This window comes from Flavobacterium piscis (assembly GCF_031457575.1).
GTDB lineage: Bacteria > Bacteroidota > Bacteroidia > Flavobacteriales > Flavobacteriaceae > Flavobacterium > Flavobacterium piscis_A.
Window position 1 is genome coordinate 13,201 of record NZ_JAVDWQ010000027.1, and the last position, 19,944, is coordinate 33,144.

A 19,944-nucleotide genomic window follows, 5' to 3' on the forward strand; every position below is an offset into this window, starting at 1 on the left:
GCTTTTTGATTTTTACAAAAGAACAAAATTCTTTATAAACTCTTATTGTTTTCATATGTCTTTTTCTACAAACAAGAAAAAAATATTATTTTACTTCAATAATTTTATTTTTTGTACTAATACCATTTTCATTAAAAGCTTCTATGGTAAAATAATACTTTGTTCCTTTATCCAAACCTCTGAAATCATACGAGGTTTCGTCATAAACCATTATCGTGTTGTATAATTTATCAGGGGCAATTCCGTAATAAATGTTGTATCCTGTTGCATCAGGCTGTTTTTTCCAAAGGATCATTGCGTTACGGGAATCTTTGGCATTTCTATTTACTTTAAAGCCGGAGACAGCTTTTGGTTTTACTGATAATCCATTTCCGAAAACCCTGAAATCTGAAACGGCAAATAAGCCTGAGGCGTTATGAATATTCTCCATTTTGATGTAACGTGCCTGAATTGGTTTTATTAATTCGACATAATCGTGAGGAACATCTTTATCATTTTTGGATTTATCGACAACCAAAGTCCAGTTTACAGCATCATCAGACATGAATATTTTATACTGATAATAAATATCCATTGCTTTGTTATACTGTGTTGCTTTATGATCGGCATAATTGATTTGCAGTGCGTTTATCTGCATTTTTCTACCCAAATCAAGCTGCAGCCATTCACCTGGATTGCTCGTTTTAGCAGACCAATACGTCTGAATATTTTCATCGGTTAAATTATTCTCACCATAACAGAATTTTTCATAGACTTTTTTTCCGCCATGATCTACCCGATGTGTTTCTACCTCCATACATTCTTCAGAAGAAGAAACTGTGACTGGCTTTTTATACGAAAGCAACATCCATCCGGAAGAAGCTCCTTGTTCATGATTGCGTTTTTCTGTTGGAAGCTTTATTGGAAAATCGCCATAAGAAGTATTAGAATACATGATATCCTCTTTATCAAATCCGGCAGGGAACATATCAATACGACGTTCAAATCGATCCTTTATCGAAATTTTACAGGTTCCTGTATTCCAGTAATTGCCATAATTGTCTGCAAAAGTATTTCCGTGTCCGGCACCAATTACAAAACCTCCAGGTTTATAAGACATCGGATTGTGTTTTTGATATGTAAAAGGCCCTAACGGATGATCGCCCACATGAACTCCGTTTGCATAGCCTTTAAATTCGGTTGCAGGAGCTCCGTATTGCATGTAATATTTGCCATTGTGTTTGGTCATCCAGGCGCCTTCAATAAAATTTCCCCAGGGCGCAGGTTCCATATCATTATTGGGGCCAAAACGCTCCCAGCCATGCAAAGCAGGATCTAAGCCAACGACTTCTTTTATCTCGCCATACGGACGCTGAATATCCTCAACTTCTGTTGCTTTATATAATTTTGCATAATCTGCCTGATTTCCTTTTGGAAGCCATGTATTGTAATCAACCTCGACACCAACAAGAGGTAATTTTCCGCTTGAACCGTAGTACATATATACTTTTTTATCATCGTCCTGAAAAATAGCAGGATCCCACGTTGGCAGCATGGCTGTATTAACGTGTCTAAGCCATCGCCCTGATTTTGGATCAGCAGTTTTCCAAATTGGGTGATCTCTTTTCCATGTTGAACCTACATAAAATAAGGTATCATTTACTACCCATGCTGCCGGTGCGCACTGATCGTCATCTGCCGGACGTCTTTGGAAACTACCGTAAACAAATTTCCAGTCAGACATGTCTTTACTCCAAAAAAAACCTGCCTGATTAGTCGCAAATAAATAATAGTCGCCTTTAAAAGTAATGATAACAGGATCTGCACTCGATCGACGGGATTCTGCAATACCATTATGATTTTCAGTAGTATAATTGTAACCAATATTGATTGGATTGCAATAAGTGGTTGCGGGTTTATTCGGATCGAACCATTGTGTTTTTTGTGCCGAGATATCGATATTAAATCCTATCAAAAGCAGCAAAAGCGATATTGATGACAGTTTATGCATTTCTTTTAATTTTTAGGTTATAAGTTATGAGTTAGTCTCGAATCTCATTTTCTTACCCTTATCCAAACTCTTTACTCTTTACTCTTTACTCTTTACTCTTTCACTTAACAATTCAGGTTCATTGGTTGTAATGTAATTGAAGTCATTTTGTATAATCCAATCCATAACCTCAACATCATTAACTGTCCAGGTGTTTAGCGTAACATTATGCTGTTTTGCTTCTTTTATCCATTCAGGATGTTTTTGAAAAACGGAATAATGGTAATCTACGCCCGAAATCTGATCCAATTTTACTTCTTTTGGCGATTTGTTTCCTTCCAGATATTGCAAAGAAGTTTTAGAATCTACTTGTCGAATCTGTTTTAGGATTTCATAATCAAAACTAATGTAGCAGGTCATTTTTTCAGCTTTAAGCTTTTTAACCGTTTCGACTGCTTTCAAGGCTGTCTTTTTTCCTCTTTCCTTACTTATTTCCGAAGGCTTTATTTCGCAGACCAAAAGAGTATGTTTGTTGTTTCTTTTTCCCTCAGTAATATATTCATGCAGTGTTGGCAGTTTTTCTCCATTTGAAAGTTTAAACTTTATCAAATCAGCATAATTGGTTTCTTCGATAAGCAGTTTGTTGTAATGCGCATCATGATTGATTACAAGCGAATCATCAGCAGTTCTCCAAACGTCAAATTCTGAACCAGGCAGTTTTAAGTCGATTGCGTGCCTTAAAGCTGCAATGGAATTTTCTGGCAGATTATTCATTTTCCATGCTCCGCGATGCGCTACAACAGCGTTTTTCTTTGCATTACAGGAAGAAAAAAGGGCTATTATCAGTATGAAAAGAGATATTCTAAATGTTTTTATGGCTTTCATTTTTATAAAATTAGAATTTATTATTATTTCTTATAAAAAAGCCCTCCGCATAACCAGTACGAAGGGCAATTACTAATAACAAACCAATTATTTAGTTAACTCAAAACTAACTTTCTTGTCGGCAGTTGAGCTTCCTCCTACGAAAACATCAAACTGTCCGGGCTCTGCTACGAATTGTAAATCAGAGTTATAAAATTTTAAATCTTCAATCGTGATATCAAAAGTCACCGTTTTTTTCTCCCCTTTTTTAAGTGCTATTTTTTGGAAACCTTTCAATTCCCTAACTGGTCTTGTTACTGAACCAACTAAATCCCTGATGTATAACTGAACGGTTTCTTTTCCGTCATAATTTCCTGTATTAGCAACCTCAACCGTCACTTTTAATTTCCCGCTGAAATTCATTTTATCAGAAGAAATTTTCAGGTTTGAATACTCAAAATTGGTATAACTTAAACCAAAACCGAATGGGAATAAGGGCTCGTTTCTTTCATCGATATAATTGGATCTGAATTTTTCGAATTTTCCTTCTGTATTAGAAAGCGGTCTTCCTGTATTTTTGTGTGCATAATAAATGGGTACTTGTCCTACACTTCTAGGGAAAGTTGCTGTCAGTTTTCCGGAAGGGTTTACATCTCCAAATAAAACATCCGCAATACTATAACCTGCCTCACTTCCCGGAAACCAAACGTTTAATATCGCTGGAACTGTAGCATTTTCATCATTTAAAACTAACGGACGACCGTCAAATAATACTAAAACTACTGGTTTTCCGGTTTTTAATAGCGCATTCAATAAATCTTTTTGAGCTTGTGGAATCTCTAAGTTGGTACGACTGCTGGATTCTCCACTCATTTCGGCAGATTCTCCAAGCGCTGCTACAATTACATCAGATTGTTCAGCAACTTTTAAAGCTTCTGCAATTAATTCTTCTTTAGGACGAGGATCACGATTTAAGGTTTTACCAAACATGGTGGCATTGGTTTCAAAAGTTTCATCGTAATCTAAATTGCTTCCTTTTGCGTAAAGTACTTTTACAGATTTTCCGCCTACTTCCTGAATTCCTTGTAATAACGAAATAGATTTATCACCAATCGTTGCCACGCTCCAGGTTCCAGACATATTGTTTCTGGCATCTGCCAATGGTCCGATAAGAGCAATTGTTCCTGATTTTTTAAGAGGCAATATCTGATTTTGATTTTTTAATAATACCAATGATTGTGCTGCAATCGATCGTGCTTCTTTTCTGCTTGCCGAAGTAAAGACTTCCGTTTTGGCTCTTTTTTCATCGCAATATTTATACGGATCGTGGAATAATCCTAAATCGTATTTTGCTTCTAAAATTAGTTTAACGGCATTATCAATAGTTTCGATTGTTACTTTTTTCTCCTCTAAAGATTTTTTCAAAGTTCCCAGAAATCCTTCTCCAACCATATCCATTTCAACTCCGGCATTTAATGACATGGCCGAAACTGTCTGAAGATCACCCATTCCGTGTTCAATCATTTCCGGAATTCCTGTGAAATCGGTAACAACAAAACCTTTAAAACCCCATTGTTTTCTTAAAACATCGGTCATTAACCATTTATTTCCGGTTGCCGGAATTCCGTCAATTTCGTTGAAAGATGCCATAACCGAACCAACTCCTGCATCAACAGCTGCTTTGTAAGGGGGAAAATAATCATTGAACATTCTGATATGGCTCATATCAACAGTATTGTAATCACGGCCACCTTCCGGTGCACCATATAAGGCAAAGTGTTTTACGCAAGCCAGGATTGAATTATTTTTAGAAAGATTATTTTGCTGATATCCGTTAACCATTGCTTTAGCAATCTGACTTCCTAAATACGGATCTTCTCCTGAACCTTCAGAAACTCTTCCCCAGCGCGGATCACGGGAAATATCTACCATTGGCGAAAATGTCCAGTTGATACCATCGGCACTTGCTTCTTTTGCCGCGATTTGTGCACTTCTTTCAATCAAAGCCATATCCCATGTGCAAGACAATCCTAACGGAATTGGAAAAGTCGTTTCATAACCGTGAATCACATCCATTCCAAAAATCAACGGAATTTTTAAACGGCTTTTTTCAACAGCTATTTTTTGTACTTCCTTAATTTTTTGTACCGATTTTATATTGAACAAACCGCCCACTTTTCCTTCGGCAATATTTTTTGCCACGTTAGAACTATTTGCCTGACCTGTTGTTATGTCTCCTGAGGTTGGTAAATTCAACTGTCCTAATTTTTCGTCTAATGTCATTTTCGACAGTAATTCGGCAACAAATTCGGCTTTGGGTTTGATTTTTACTGCATTTTTAGAACTTTTCTTTTGAGCAAAACCCAAAACGGTACATCCTAAAAAAAGTATGATTAATTTCTTTTTCATATATAGAGATTTTCTTTTTATGTAATCGCCATTGCTTATTCCTATTTTGGTTCGGAACAATGGCGATTTATAAATGTGGTATTTATATTCTTATTCTTCTAAAATCCGTATTTCGTTGATTTAAATCCAAGTTTTGTTAAGCCTTGTTTTACTTCTGGCGCATTCATAAATAATTTCCATAATAAACCAGTACGATAATTCTCCAACATTACAACTTCAGGTCCCTGGTCAATTGCCAGATATCTTTTTGCTGTCCAATTATTCCCTAAACTAATCGCATCATAAAAACCGGCATTTCCCCAAGTTTCATTTTTATGATTTTCATAAAGATTTCGCATTAAAGCAATAGATTCTTTTGGAGTATACACAACTGAGCTGATAGCTGCTGTTGGCGAAATAACACCCTGATCATTGCTTGGCATGTGCGCATTATATCCTATAGATCCATCAGGATTTCTGGAATAAGAGGCTGTTAAACCCCAATAATTTGATCCATAACCTGCAACTTTCTTTGGATTTTCGACACAATATTGATAATTGATTTTGGTTTGATTCACATTCAAATCCCAATAATTGGCGTATTTATCACTCAATTGATTTGGATCAAGTCCAACATAAGAATAATGTGCCCAGAATAAAGGTCCTCCAAATTCTTCAGCCCCATTGTGTTTTAAAATTAAGGGGAGATTGTATTTTGTATTAGAAGATACAATATCACCGTTTCTGGCCCAGCCTTCGTGATACGCTTTTGCGTCAATTGAATGTGTTGGTGATGAAGCTGCTAATACATAAGTAATTAAACACTCATTATATCCTTCTAAAGCGAAATTCATCTGCCAGTCGTATGTTGGCGACCAATGCCAATAAAGGACATTTTTATTGTTAGTGTACCATTGCCAGTCAATCCCTTTCCAAAGAGCATCATATTTTTCAGCTACGGCTTTTTCTCTTTCAGAACCTCCTTTAAGGTATTCACGAACTGTAATCATTCCTGCAGCCAAAAATGAAGTTTCGACTAAGTCACCTCCATTATCTTTGGTTCCAAAAGGTTTTACTTTTCCTGTATTTCCGTCAATCCAATGAGGCCAAGCACCATGAAAACGATCTGCTTTGGCGAGAAAATCAGCAATTTTGTTCAGTCTTTCTAGACCTTGTTCTTTTGTAATATAGCCTTGCGACATTCCAGAAACAAGCGCCATTAATCCGAAACCTGAACCTCCCGTTGTAACAATATTGGAATCATTTTCCGGATAAATTCCATCTGGATGATAACGTTCCCTTGCTAATCCGGAATTTGGTTCTGCATAATCCCAGAAGTATTTAAAAGTTTGTTTTTGTACAATATCAATAAGCTGTTCATCCGTTAATGTAACGCCAGAAGTATTTTCTTCTGCATTTTCTTTTGCTTTCTCTGTATTTGATCCACAACTGAAAAAAGTAAAAACTAAAAATAAAACTATAATCCTAATCATTATAAAAATTTAAGTATGGAATAATAATCACTTCCTCCACAATTCTGAAGGAAGTGACTTTAAGTTTTAATTAATATCCACCAGGATTTTGAGAAGAATAACCAACAGATTCTCTTATAAAAAAGGTAGGAATTGGAAATAACTCATGTTTCCCAACAACAAATGTTTTTCCATCAGCTGCCATTGCTGCAGGAGCCTGACCGGTTCTAATAATATCAAACCATCTGTCGTGCTCAAAAGCTAATTCTACCCTTCTTTCTTTCCAGATAGCAGTTCTGACATCAGCCTGAGAAACAGCGGGAGTATCGCCAAGGTTTGCCCTATGTCTGACCTGGTTTAATAGAGGAATAGCTGCTCCGGTTTGTCCTAATTCATTTAAAGCTTCTGCCTTCATTAATACTACTTCTGCATATCTTAAATACCTAAGATTGGTATCTGTAAATTCCTGATTATAAAAATCTGATGAATAAGCCTTATAATTATACATTGGATTAGTTACAGTTGAAGCGACTACTCTGCCATCGTATAAAGTCGAACCTCTAAAAATAATCGTAGCATTTTTTCTAACATCTCCAGATTCATAAGTATCTGCTAAACCTTGTGATGGTGTATTGAAGCCCCAGCCCCAGCCACCGGCACCACGTGGTGCCTGAGAAGCAGTATAATTACCAATTCCCAATTTTTGATCAGATGTTGATGAACCTACGCCATTGATTTCAAAAATAGATTCAGGACCAAATTCCCCTTCTTTTTTAAACATTGATGCATAATCTGATACTAAAGAATAACCAGTCACTTTATCACAGTTGTCAATCACTTCCTGCCATTTTTTTTGATACAGATTCACCTTTGCTAATAAGGCGTAAGCCGAGCCTTTAGAAACTCTTTGTCTATCATTGCCTGCATAAGTAGATTTATCTGGTAACGCTTCACCTGCCTCTGTTAAATCTTTTTCTATAAAAGCGTATACTTCCGCTGTTGTTTTACGCGTTAACTGCATAATCCTGTCTTCCTCCGAGCCTTCTACAGGTAAATGATCTACTATAGGAACGCCTCCATACCCTTTTACCAATGTAAAGTACATAAAAGCTCTCATAAACTTTGCTTCTCCTATTAATCTGGTTTGCAATGCCGGAGTAATTTTATCCAGTTGAGGCAATAAATTTAATGCCTGGTTCGCTCTGTTGATACCCGCATAATTAGCTTTCCAGACACCTTCGAATGATGGAGTGGAAGCATTATAAGTTAAAGCATCCATGACATCCTTATCTGTTCCGGTATCTCCAGGATCAGAACCTTTATCGGCATCATCAGAAATTATACTCGTAACAGCGTTCCATGCAAAAGAGGACATGTCCCACGATAAAAATTGATTATAGATTGCGGTAACTAATTCTGTAGCCTTAGCATCTGTGTTAACATATTCCGGATCAACTGGAATTTTATCCGTTTGATCAACATCTAAAAAATCATCTGAACACCCTGAAAATAATATTCCGGCAAGCACAAACATTGATATATATATTCTTTTCATAATATTAAAATTTTAAATTAGCTCCAATAACAAATGATCTCAATGAAGGGTAAGCATCCAGCTCGACACCCTGAGTACCTGTTACTAATTCGCCATCTCCTAATGCTTCTGGTGAAAATCCTGAGAATTTTTGAGAGATAAATGGGTTAATAGCATTTACGTAAATTCTGCAGAAATTAATAAAACCAGTATCGCTTAAAGGAAGTTTATATCCTAAAGTGATGTTATTAATTCTAAAGAAGTCAGCTGATTCCAAGTAATATGTTGAAGCAACCGGAACCTGGTTAAACGGAGCAGGATTTGAAGCCGTTGTATTTGTTGCAGTCCAAAAATTATTAGCTAAAGAAGCTTCTACATTTTCTCCTGAAAAACGCTGTGCTTTTTTACCGTTATACACTTTTGCTCCTCCTATTCCATAACCATCAACAGAAAAATCTATGTTTTTATAGTTCAGTCCTAAAGTAACACCATAGTTGGTAGTTGGTAATACTGAACCAACATATTTTTTGTCATTAACCTCATTTAATGCCCCTTGGCCTACCTTATCGCCATTTGCTGTGTAATACAACATCTGACCGTTTGTTGGATCAATCCCTGCATATTCATACATATAAAAACTACCTATTGGCTGACCAACCGAAGTTCTGTCAAGTAATTTAGTATTTTGGCCATTTCCTAGTGATCCGCCAACAATTGGTGCAATTCCCTGATTTTTCAAACTTGCTAATTCATTCTTATTATGCGAGAAATTACCACCTACCCAATAACTTAAGTTATCGTTTATTTTATCATCCCAACGTAATGCAATTTCATATCCTTTGTTTGATACTTCTCCAACATGTGAAGGCGTTCTCTGAGTAATACCTGAAGTTGACAATGGTAAAACATACAAAATGGCATTTGTTGTATTTTTATCATACAAATCAAAAGATCCTTTTAATCTGTTATCCAGCATTTCAAAATCAAAACCTCCGGAAAGTTCTTCAACAATTTCCCATGATAAATTTGGGTCGACCGTTGAATCAATTGTTGTTCCGGAACTTGAATCCGGTCCGTAATTTAAACCAGAAGTAAAAGTTTGATTATTAAGTGGCACTTTTTGATTTCCTAATCTACCCCAGGAACCTCTTATTTTTAATAAATTAAGTGCTTTTACATTACTTAAAAAGCTTTCTTTTGAAGCTATCCAGCCAACACCAAAAGATGGAAAAGTTCCCCAACGATTATCTTCTGAAAATTGTGAAGATCCGTCACGTCTTACAGTACCCGTAAACAAATACTTATCCATTAATTTATATTGAAAACGGCCAAAATAGGACGATAATTTTGACTGATTTAATGCTACATCATTATATCCTACTACATTTGGTGCATATGGAACACCGTCTAATGCCCAATAATTAGAATTGGCCTCAACATTTTTTCTCGTTACTGTTAGTTTTTCCCTAATACCAATTACGTTTGTTTCAATACCTGCTGTCACTTCTACATCATGTATTTCGTCAAAAACTTTATTATATGTAAAATAATTAGACAGATTCCAATTGAAGTATTGCTCTCTGTTTCTGGTTAAAGTATTGGTATTTAAACTGCTTTTGTCATAATCCGACTCCACTCTTGTTGGATCTGCTGCCAGCCAAAGAGCTAAATTATCAACATAATTATACTGTTTGTAAGTATAGAATTCTCCATTAAATTGTGATGTAAACTTTAATGATTTTAAAATATCATAATCTAATTTTAAACCACCCTGTAAAATAACAGTTTGCTGTTTTTCATTATTATAATCTAAAGCTGTTACAGGATTTCCTACTGAGTTAAATTGAGAACCGCTTTCAGCTACTACTCCATTATTTACAAATGGAACTCCATACTTTCCGTCAGGATAACGCACCGGTACCATTGGAGATTGTCTGTATGCTGTTGTAAATGCAGACATAGGTTTAGGGGTGTTTTTTATAGAAGTAACACTAAAATTTTGGCTTACATTTAATTTATCAGAAATTTTATATTCATTATTACTTCTGATAGTGGTACGTCCATAATCAGTTCCATTCAGGATCCCTTTTTCTTCATAATTTCCGGCACTTAAAAAGTATTTAATATTTTCTGATGATCCGGAAATCGAAATGTTGCTTTCTGAATATGTACCCGTTCTTGTAATTTCATCATACCAATTTGTATTGATTGGCTGATTTAGTGAAAATTTATTTGGATCATTAAAAGCCGCATTGCTATAGCGGGCAAATTCTTCACTATTAGCCATATCAACTTTTTTCAATGCGCTTTTGAAACCCATGTAACTATCAAAGTCCACTGTAAGTTTTCCTTTTCCTGTTTTAGTTGTAATCATGATAACTCCATTTGCCCCTCTGGTACCATAGATCGCAAGCGCCGAAGCATCTTTTAAAACCTCATAAGAAGTAATATCACTTGTATTGATATTGTTGATGTTATCTGTTGGCATACCATCCACTACATATAAAGGATTTCTTCCTCCTAATGCCGTACCAACTCCTCTAATCACTACCGAGGGAGTACCTCCAGGTGTATTTGACGAAGTAACCTGAACACCTGCAGCTTTACCTTGTATAGCCTGAGAAGCGTTCGATACTTTCATTTTGGTAATTTCTTCAGACTTAATAGAACTTACAGACGAAGTGTTATCAATTTTCTTTCTTGTACCATACCCAATGACAACAACTTCTTTTAAAGCAGTATCATCAGACTCTTTTAAAATAATTGTCATTGGTGTGGTAGTTGCGGGAACTGAGACTGCATCAAAACCTAACATAGAAACTTTTAAGGTCTCTCCTGATTGGGCATTGATTGTAAAGTTTCCATCGAAATCTGCGTCAGTACTTGCTTTAGAATCAGGCGCACTAATAATTGCTCCCGGAATTCCCATTCCGCTACTATCTACTACTTTTCCTTTAATTGTCTGACCCGACATATAAGCGGGAAGCAGTAATAGTGCTAAAAAGCTAAAAATAAAATTTTTCATACAGTTTCTAATCGTTTAAGTTAGTAGAGCCAAATTAAACAATTACAACGTTGTAGTATAACAATATGCACTACGACACAGCTACATCATTATGTTAAAAAATAAAATTAATCCGCTTATAATCAACAAATTAAATGTTAAATAAAAAACATTAGCATTATGTTATGATGTAGTAAAGATGTATTCGAATAATATAAAAAAGACGGTTAATAAATAAAATATCAATAAAATTTAACAAGACAAATTATATATTTAACAAAAATTTAGAGAGATTATCTTCCTGAGACAAGTTTAGTTTCTTTCTTAACCGATAGCGATGCAATTCAACACCCCTAAATGAAATATTCATCATGGGTGCAATTTCCTTTGAAGAAAGATTCATCTTAAGATAAATACAAAGTTTTATATCTTTAGGAGTAAGGTTTGGAAACTTTTTAGTAAGACTGATTATAAATTCGTTGTGAATCTGATTTAGATTGGCTTCAAAAATCTCCCATTCATGTTTATTGACTTCATTGATCCTGATTGCTTTTTTTATTTCGCTTTTGAGCTTATTGAAATCTTTCTCAGAATCCAGAATATTTTGAATATTTTCAATCATTTCGCTCTGCTTCGCAATAGATAATGACTTCCCGGCAACTTCTGATGATTTAGTTTGCAACTCAAGTTCCAGAATATGTTTTTCATATTCCTGAATATTCAACTCATTTTCGGTTTTTAACTCCATTTCAAGAATCTCCCGCTGATGTTTCTGTTCTTCTGCTTGTAATCTTAATTTTTGAATGTACCGTATCTTGTTCCATTTATAATAAAAAAACAAAATTGTACTTATTAACAGAAAGTATAATAAGATCATCCAAACAGAAAAATACCATGGCTGGGCAACAGTAAAACCAAAACTGGAAACTTTATCATAACTGGCACCATCATGTTTGTAAATTACAACAGAATGATAACCGCTGCTCAAATTATTCAATAGAATTAATCCCTCTGAAATTGGAATAATTTTTTGGGTTTTATTAAGCTGATAAAATAAATTAGGCTTTTTCGCTCCGTAAATTCCGGATATGACATTCAGCTTCAATTCAGTATTGAACTTTATCTTAGAATCATCCAGAATCAAATTATTGTTATTAAAAGCTTCAATCCTTATCTGTTTGTTTTCCTTTTTTTCATATTTTAATTCAAGTGAAATAAATCCATCATCAAGATTTAAAAGATAATGGTTCTCATTTTTAAAGACTTTCAGGTTATCGTTAATCAGCTTTCCTTTATAATATTTTTTCTGAATAATATTCCATACAAATTTATTTCCCACAGCATAAATATGATGTAAAATTCCGTCCTGAAGCACCATAAAATGATCTTCATCAATTGCTATTACATCAGTTATACGTTTAAAATTATCATTAAATAAATCGTTCTCTTCCAGTTTGTTTGTGATGGAATTATATGTATACCAGGAGTTATTGATCAAAAAGAGGATTTCTTTTCTAAATTCGAAAATCTTAACCCCAAAATCATTTTCAATTTTACTTTGTTGTGTAATATTCTCAACTTTTAGCGTTTCATATTTATCATTGTACAGGACACGGTATAAACCACGATAATTATCGGCAGCAAAAATTTCATTTTTTTTATTTTGAGCTACATATTTAATAGGTTTTGAGATATCCTTAATTATCTTATGCTCTTTTAATTTTGAAATATCATCATATACTAAAATTCCACTGTAAGTCGACTGAAAACACGTATTGTTAATACTGCTTTTTGATAAATTCCAGCCACCGCTTACATTATTGAGTTTATAAAAAGAGCCTTTATCGTAACAAAATGTTCCATCGTTGTGACCAATGATATATTTATTATCAATTTTAGTAATATTCCATGCCTGTCCCTGAGTATTGGGAATCATTGTAAATTTGCCTGATTCATATTCAAAAACACCATGGTTGGAAGCTATAAGATAACCTTTATTCGTAGTTGCAACTGAATACACAGAACCTAAAATCCCTGAATTATCATAAAAAATTGAGATTGGAGAATTTACTTCAACATGAGCAATACCGTTGTCTAATCCCAGCCATATGTCATTTTCTTTATCAAAACCAATACTTAAAATTGAGTTATTCATCAGGACATTATCCCGGTCAATATTTTTGTAAGTATTTGTAATCAGATCAAAAATATAAATACCTTTATTTCCTGTTCCAATAATCAGCTGGTTATTTTTTGTAAACCTCGCAACATTAATAGTAGCTGTCTTTAATGTTTCATTTAACGGATTATTCCAAGCTATCAGACTGTTGTTTTCTTTAATAAAAATTCCTTTTTTCTGAGTAAAAACATATACTTTATTCTGATGTGTTTCAATAGCATGAACAACAGTATTTTTTAAAACATTCCATCCCTTCGGACTTGTAATTCTGGCGCCATCCATCTTAAAAATCCCTTTTTCTACAGAGGCGACATACAGGTTTTTACCGACTACAAAACAATACGATATTAAAAAAGGAAAGTTGATTTTTTGGATACGTTTACCAGTATAAATAAAAACATCGTTAAAGGACTGAAAATAAATTGACCCGTTAAATTTGAAAATTTTCCAGATTTCTTCATTATCTTTTTCATCAAATAAGCGCAGGTTTTTGGTAATCGAAACATAATGCATTTTTCCTTCTTTCCTATACCAATAACCAAACTCTTTATAAGATCCTGAGTAAATTTTATCCCCTTCAATCATAATAGACCTAATGATGGTTTTATTAGGCAGTGTATATTTTTCCCATATAACGCCGTCATATCGCAGTAAATAATGATTATTGGCAAAATACATGGCGTTGTCATTTCCCTGAACAACATTCCAAATTTGATTATCACCCTGATAATTTGACTTGCTGTAGTTTTCAACGAAAGGAAGTAGTTCTTGTGCCTGAATTTGAGAAGCGATAAGAAAGAAAAAATATAATTTTAAAAGTATCGATTTCAAAGTATTCGGATTTAAACTCAAATATACTCACAAATATTTAAATCTTGAGCATAAAAAACTCCCTCGATTGAAGGAGTAATTTATATTTTAAGATTACTGTTTTTAACTATTCAATTGTAAAACCAAAGTCAATAGTCCAATTATCAAACATAATGGAGCATAATATTTTGTATCATTAACAGCAAATTTAGTGTTTTTTACTTTTTTGAAAAATCCCAGATAATTAAAATCCCCAATTGCTCTTAGAATAAATATTCCTGTCAAAATCCACAGGCCATTTTTATTAAGCCATAAAGGAATTTCTATTGAAATAAATCCCGCTTTAATCAAATAAAAAAGGGCAAAAGCTAACAATCCTACGGCAACTATCAATGTAGCCGCAATACTAGGAGGTCTCATAGGACTTCCGTCAGCTTTTGAAGGATAAACACCATCTGTTCCCCATTTTCCACCAATAGCCCAATAAAAATGAATTGATGAAAGAAATAAAAAAATTAAAAAAAGTAGTAAAGTAATCATTATCATAAAATAATATTTTAAAATTAACCCTTTAGCAAATGATAAGCCTGATTGGCAATTTCATATTCTTCATCAGTTGGTACTACCAAAACTTTCACTTTTGAATCAGGAGTATTAATAGCTCTGTTTTCTTTAGAACGCATTTGGTTTTTATCTTCATCCAATTCTATTCCGAAATAACTCATATCAGTACAAACCAATTTTCGCATATACGATGAGTTTTCACCAATCCCGGCTGTAAAAACTATCGCATCTAAGCCATTTAAAGCTGCTGTATAGGAACCTATAAATTTTTTAATACGATAGGCATTCATAAACAAAGCCAATTGGCACTCTTTATTTCCTTTTTCAGCCTGTGCTTCAATATCACGTAAATCGCTGTAGCCCGTAAGCCCCAACATCCCGCTTTGTTTTTGAAGAATATTATTTATTTCATCTAAAGTAAATCCCAATGAGTTTTGCATATAAAAGATAACCGACTGGTCAACATCTCCGGCTCTGGTTCCCATTATCAAACCATTTGTTGGTCCGAATCCAAAAGAGTGATCTATACTTTTACCATCTTTAATGGCGGTCATACTACAACCGTTTCCTAAATGAATGGTAATTATATTATGAACTGGATGCTTTAAAGTGTTTAGATAATCAATCGCCTGTTCTGAAACATATTTATGGCTCGTGCCATGAAAACCGTAGACCCGAATTCTGTTTTCTGTCAATAATTTGTTTGGAATAGCATATTTATAAGCCACCTCGGGCATTGTTTGATGAAAAGCCGTATCAAAAACAGCAACTTGTTCGGCAGTATCAAAAATTTCTTCTGCAACATTAATCCCTTCTAAATTAGCCGGATTATGTAATGGAGCCAGTTCAAAAAGCTGTTTGATTTTTGCCTTTACCTTGTCATCAATTTTTACCGTTTCTGTAAAAGTGCTTCCTCCATGTACAACCCGATGTCCAACAGCAGCAATTTCAGAAGTCGATTCAATCACTCCTTTTTGTGGGTCCAAAAGCATATTAGCCACTTTTTGCAAACCTATTTTATGGGTTGCAATTGACAATACTTCCGCATATGAATTTGATGCCGCCTTAAAAGTAACATTAGAACTTTCTAAACCAATTCTGTCAATCATACCGCTACAAATTACTTCGTTTTCCGGCATAACCATTAATTGATATTTTATCGATGAACTTCCTGAGTTTATTATTAATATTTTCATTTTTTTTTATAGTTTTCTAGGGGGCTCAGTTTTTAATTTGAACGCGGATGAAACAGATTTGCTAAGCAAAAACGCAGATAAAAACGGATTTTAATTTAGACAGTTTAAAATATAAATAGATATTTAAAAAACAGAAAATATAAATATACATTACAAACTTTAAATACAAATTTATTATTGGGTGATTTTTTTTCCATTGTTGAGTAAAATTTAAGATTCCTCTTTTATATAGTTTTTGATTATAATTCCATAACACCATATTAATTATGAAAAAGCAAGCAAAGACAAGATTCACACCAACTTCTATATTTGAAAGAAACAACTTCTTTAAAGCTGCACATATTATCATTATAATAAATGCTTCAAAACTCGAAACCACAATAGTTTCACTACCAGTTATTCTTGCACCTGTATTCAGATAAAAGAAGTGACTGTATATTTTTTTAATATTCAAAAGATTGGCTTTTAATTTTTAATTCCAGATTTTTAATTGACTAAAGTCCCTGAGCCTGAATCGCTGTAATAACCACTGTATTGATAATATCATCAACCGTACAGCCACGGCTTAAATCATTTACGGGTTTGTTCAATCCCTGCAGCATCGGTCCAATGGCCAAAGCCCCAGTTTCTCTCTGAACGGCTTTATACGTATTATTTCCGGTATTCAAATCAGGAAAAATAAGTACACTTGCCTGCCCGGCCACTTCAGAATCCGGCATTTTGCTTTTTCCTACTGCCCGGTCTACTGCGGCATCATACTGAATTGGCCCTTCAATCTTTAAATCGGGACGTTTTAGTTTTACAATTTCTGTAGCTGCCCTTACTTTCTCGACCTCATCTCCTTTTCCGGATGAACCTGATGAATAGGAAAGCATCGCAATTTTAGGTTCAATTCCGAAAGCGGAACTTGAATCTGCTGATGAAATCGCAATTTCAGCCAATTGTTCAGCCGTTGGATTTGGGTTAATAGCACAATCTCCAAAAACAGAAACCCTGTCTTCCAGACACATAAAAAATACGGATGAAACTACAGAAGAATTGGGTTTGGTTTTGATAAATTGCAATGCCGGTAAAATAGTGTGCTGTGTGGTGTGTGCCGCTCCGGAAACCATTCCGTCAGCATGTCCTTTATAAACCATCATAGTTCCGAAATACGAAACGTCTTCCATTAAATCCCTTGCCATTGTAATACTTACATTTTTGGCTTTTCGAAGCTCATAATACGTATTGGCATAATCTTCATAAAACTCAGATTCTATTGGATTAATGATGTTTACTTTCGAAAAATCAAACGAAATTCCGAGTTCTGTAACTTTATTTTCAATTTGTTTCTTATCTCCAATTATCGAGATATCGACCACATCCATATCTAATAATCTTGACGCAGCCGTGATGATTCGATCATCATTTCCTTCCGGCAAAACAATATGTTTACGATGCTGTTTGGCTCTTTTGACCATATTGTACTGGAACATTTTCGGTGTCATTCCTTCAGGTACAAAAGTGATTAATCTTTCGGATAACGCATCATTATCAACATATTTTTCGAATGTTGTAATTGAAGTTTCAATTTTGTGGATGTTATTAGCGTATATTTTTGATTTAATCGCACCAATTCTGTTGGTAATATGATACGTTCCGCCATCAACAGCAATAATCGGAACAATGGCAGAAAGTCCTTCAATCAATTTCAAAATACTTTCTTCCGGTATAATATTTCCGGTTAGGATAATTCCTGAAATAGTGGGATAATTAACTGATTCATTGGCTTGTAAAGCTCCCAAAATTATATCTGAACGATCTCCGGGCGTTATCACCAAAGCGTTATCATGCAAATGAACCAAATAATTGTGCAACTGCATGGCACCAACGCTAAAATGACCAATTTCATTATTAAGATATGTTTCTCCAAATAACACTTTTGCATTTAATTCATTCACAATTTCCTGCATTGTCGGGTTATTCAAACTTGAAATCAACGGAATTGTATTAACCAAAACGTTGGCAGGCAAACTTTTTTGCAATCCCTGTGTAACCAGGTCTATATTTTCAGGCTGCACTTTATTGGCAAAAACCGATAAAACTTCAACCTCTTTTACTTTAAAGGAATCGTAAACCAAATATAAACTATCTACTAATTCATCCAGGGTCTTCCCTACTCCTGATCCAATAATTATTGTCGGAATTCCAAGGTTTTTCGCAATTAGCACATTCAGGTCTAACTCGATTGAAGTTCCCTCACCGGTAAAGCTGGTACCCTCTACCAAAACAAAATCAAACCGTTCTTCGAGTTTTTTATATTTCTCAATAATTAAATCCAAAACCTCGCCTATTTTACCTTTATTTTTCTTTTTGATTAATTTGCTTTTGGTAATAGCATAGGCATCTTCAAACTTGATATCAAGATTAAAATGCGAAAGTACCGTTTCAATATGGTTGTCTAATTCTCCATCTACAAAATCCTCTACAATGGGCCTGAAATATCCCACTTTTGCCGTTTTACCTATTAAAATACTCATCAAACCGAGTGTTACAATTGATTTTCCGCTATTTTGATCGCTTGTGGCTATGTATATCGCTTTACTCATACTTTATATTTTGAATCTAAAAACAAATGTATTTGAATTATATTTTTTAATACGCTAACCAATGTTAAAACCAACGTCTTTTTTTGAAATAAATAATTAAGGCTATCACCAACAAAAACATACCCCCCATGACAATAAAATAGCCGTTTTTGGAGCGAAGTTCCGGCATATAATCAAAGTTCATTCCATACACCCCTACAATAAATGTCAACGGAATAAATATTGCTGAAATGATCGTCAGGGTTTTCATAATCTCATTCATTTTCCGGCTTTGTTCTGAAAAATAAAAGTTAGAAGCGGTCTCCAAAGAACTCATATCAGAGTCTATTTGCTCTAAGAGCTCCAAACTTTTTTGGTGCAATCGGGTAAAAAAGTTAAAAGTATCTGCCTCTATCGAATTGAATATATTATCATCTTTTATGCTTTTTAAATCATATAAAGAATCCCGAAGCGGAATAATCGAACGGCGCAAGAAATTAAGATTGTCACGGTGATTTTCTATTTTTTCCAAAATAACCGGGTTTGCGCCTTTTTTAGTTAAATTAATTAACTCTTCTATTCTATTTTCTTCATTTTCAATTGTAATGTAGAAATTCTCCATTACGGCATCCAATAATAAATAAAGCAGGTAATCAACTTTTCTTGTTCTGACAATTCCTGCATGAGTTCGTAAACGCTCGCGTATGTGGGTAAAAAAATCACTTCTTTTTTCCTGAAATGAAATTAAGATTCCATCTTTTAGAATAAAACTGAGTTGTTCAACCTTAATTGCTTCCGAATCCTCTTCAGAAGGCAAAATCGATTTGATATTAAAAAAAAGGAGTTCTTGTTGCTCCTGAAGCTTGGTTCTTTTAGTCGTGTTTAAAATATCCGCCAATAAAAAATCATCTAATTGAAAATGTACCCCGATGGTTTTTATTAGATTAATATCATTTAATCCGTGAATGTTCAGCCAATTATTTTTAGTATAATTAATACAAGTATTTAATGCCAGGATTGTAAACTTTTCATATTCAACAACATTGTCATTGTCATATATAAAAAGCTGCATTTCAGATTCTTGTTCTTTCTGTGATCCTGTATATTCTAATGTGACATGTTGCAGCTTACGGCCTTTCTTGTATTTTATCTTTCTCATTCAAAAAAATTTACAATAGTAATATTACAAAAAAGAATCTGAATTGGAAATGACAATTGTCATTTTGATAAGTAAATCTTTTAATGAAAAACTTATTATTTGTAATATTTTACTTACTTTTACTTAAACCCGACAGGTTTTATAAACATAGGTGTTCGGAAGTTATCTAAGTTGTATTAAATAGTGGTGATTTGCTTGGGTCCCCATCGCAGATTACCACTATTTCTTTTATTATTTC

General features: G+C 34.1%; 11 protein-coding genes. All 11 read right to left on the reverse strand.

Annotated elements, in window-relative coordinates:
* Nucleotides 1–85: 85 nt before the first annotated feature.
* Complete coding sequence (locus tag J2W48_RS22285; RefSeq protein WP_310284320.1) at nucleotides 86–1,990, reverse strand: discoidin domain-containing protein; 1,905 nt, start codon at nucleotides 1,988–1,990, stop codon at nucleotides 86–88.
* 78 nt (nucleotides 1,991–2,068) lie between these two features.
* Entirely contained in the window at nucleotides 2,069–2,854 is a 786-nt protein-coding gene (locus J2W48_RS22290; RefSeq protein ID WP_310284321.1) for a glycerophosphodiester phosphodiesterase family protein, read from the reverse strand.
* Between the two features lie 87 nt (nucleotides 2,855–2,941).
* Nucleotides 2,942–5,242, reverse strand: a complete 2,301-nt coding sequence (gene bglX, locus J2W48_RS22295; protein WP_310284322.1) for a beta-glucosidase BglX — start codon at nucleotides 5,240–5,242, stop codon at nucleotides 2,942–2,944.
* A 98-nt stretch (nucleotides 5,243–5,340) separates the two neighbouring features.
* On the reverse strand, nucleotides 5,341–6,714 hold the full coding sequence (locus J2W48_RS22300) for a glucoamylase family protein (protein ID WP_310284324.1): 1,374 nt from the start codon (nucleotides 6,712–6,714) through the stop codon (nucleotides 5,341–5,343).
* A 70-nt stretch (nucleotides 6,715–6,784) separates the two neighbouring features.
* Nucleotides 6,785–8,248, reverse strand: coding sequence for a RagB/SusD family nutrient uptake outer membrane protein (locus tag J2W48_RS22305; RefSeq protein WP_310284326.1), 1,464 nt, complete (start codon nucleotides 8,246–8,248; stop codon nucleotides 6,785–6,787).
* A 4-nt stretch (nucleotides 8,249–8,252) separates the two neighbouring features.
* Nucleotides 8,253–11,252, reverse strand: coding sequence for a SusC/RagA family TonB-linked outer membrane protein (locus J2W48_RS22310; protein ID WP_310284327.1), 3,000 nt, complete (start codon nucleotides 11,250–11,252; stop codon nucleotides 8,253–8,255).
* Nucleotides 11,253–11,496: 244 nt separating this feature from the next.
* Nucleotides 11,497–14,241: a histidine kinase gene (locus J2W48_RS22315; RefSeq protein ID WP_310284329.1), complete on the reverse strand. Its 2,745-nt coding sequence runs from the start codon at nucleotides 14,239–14,241 to the stop codon at nucleotides 11,497–11,499.
* A gap of 102 nt (nucleotides 14,242–14,343) precedes the next feature.
* Nucleotides 14,344–14,766 carry a DUF3995 domain-containing protein gene (locus tag J2W48_RS22320; RefSeq protein ID WP_310284331.1) on the reverse strand — a complete coding sequence of 141 codons (423 nt, stop codon included), beginning with the start codon at nucleotides 14,764–14,766 and terminating at the stop codon, nucleotides 14,344–14,346.
* A gap of 17 nt (nucleotides 14,767–14,783) precedes the next feature.
* Nucleotides 14,784–15,980: an acetate/propionate family kinase gene (locus J2W48_RS22325; RefSeq protein WP_310284333.1), complete on the reverse strand. Its 1,197-nt coding sequence runs from the start codon at nucleotides 15,978–15,980 to the stop codon at nucleotides 14,784–14,786.
* Nucleotides 15,981–16,474: 494 nt separating this feature from the next.
* Nucleotides 16,475–18,568, reverse strand: a complete 2,094-nt coding sequence (pta, locus tag J2W48_RS22330; RefSeq protein WP_310284334.1) for a phosphate acetyltransferase — start codon at nucleotides 18,566–18,568, stop codon at nucleotides 16,475–16,477.
* Nucleotides 18,569–18,632: 64 nt separating this feature from the next.
* Complete coding sequence (gene corA, locus J2W48_RS22335) at nucleotides 18,633–19,706, reverse strand: magnesium/cobalt transporter CorA (protein ID WP_310284335.1); 1,074 nt, start codon at nucleotides 19,704–19,706, stop codon at nucleotides 18,633–18,635.
* Between the last annotated feature and the right edge of the window lie 238 nt (nucleotides 19,707–19,944).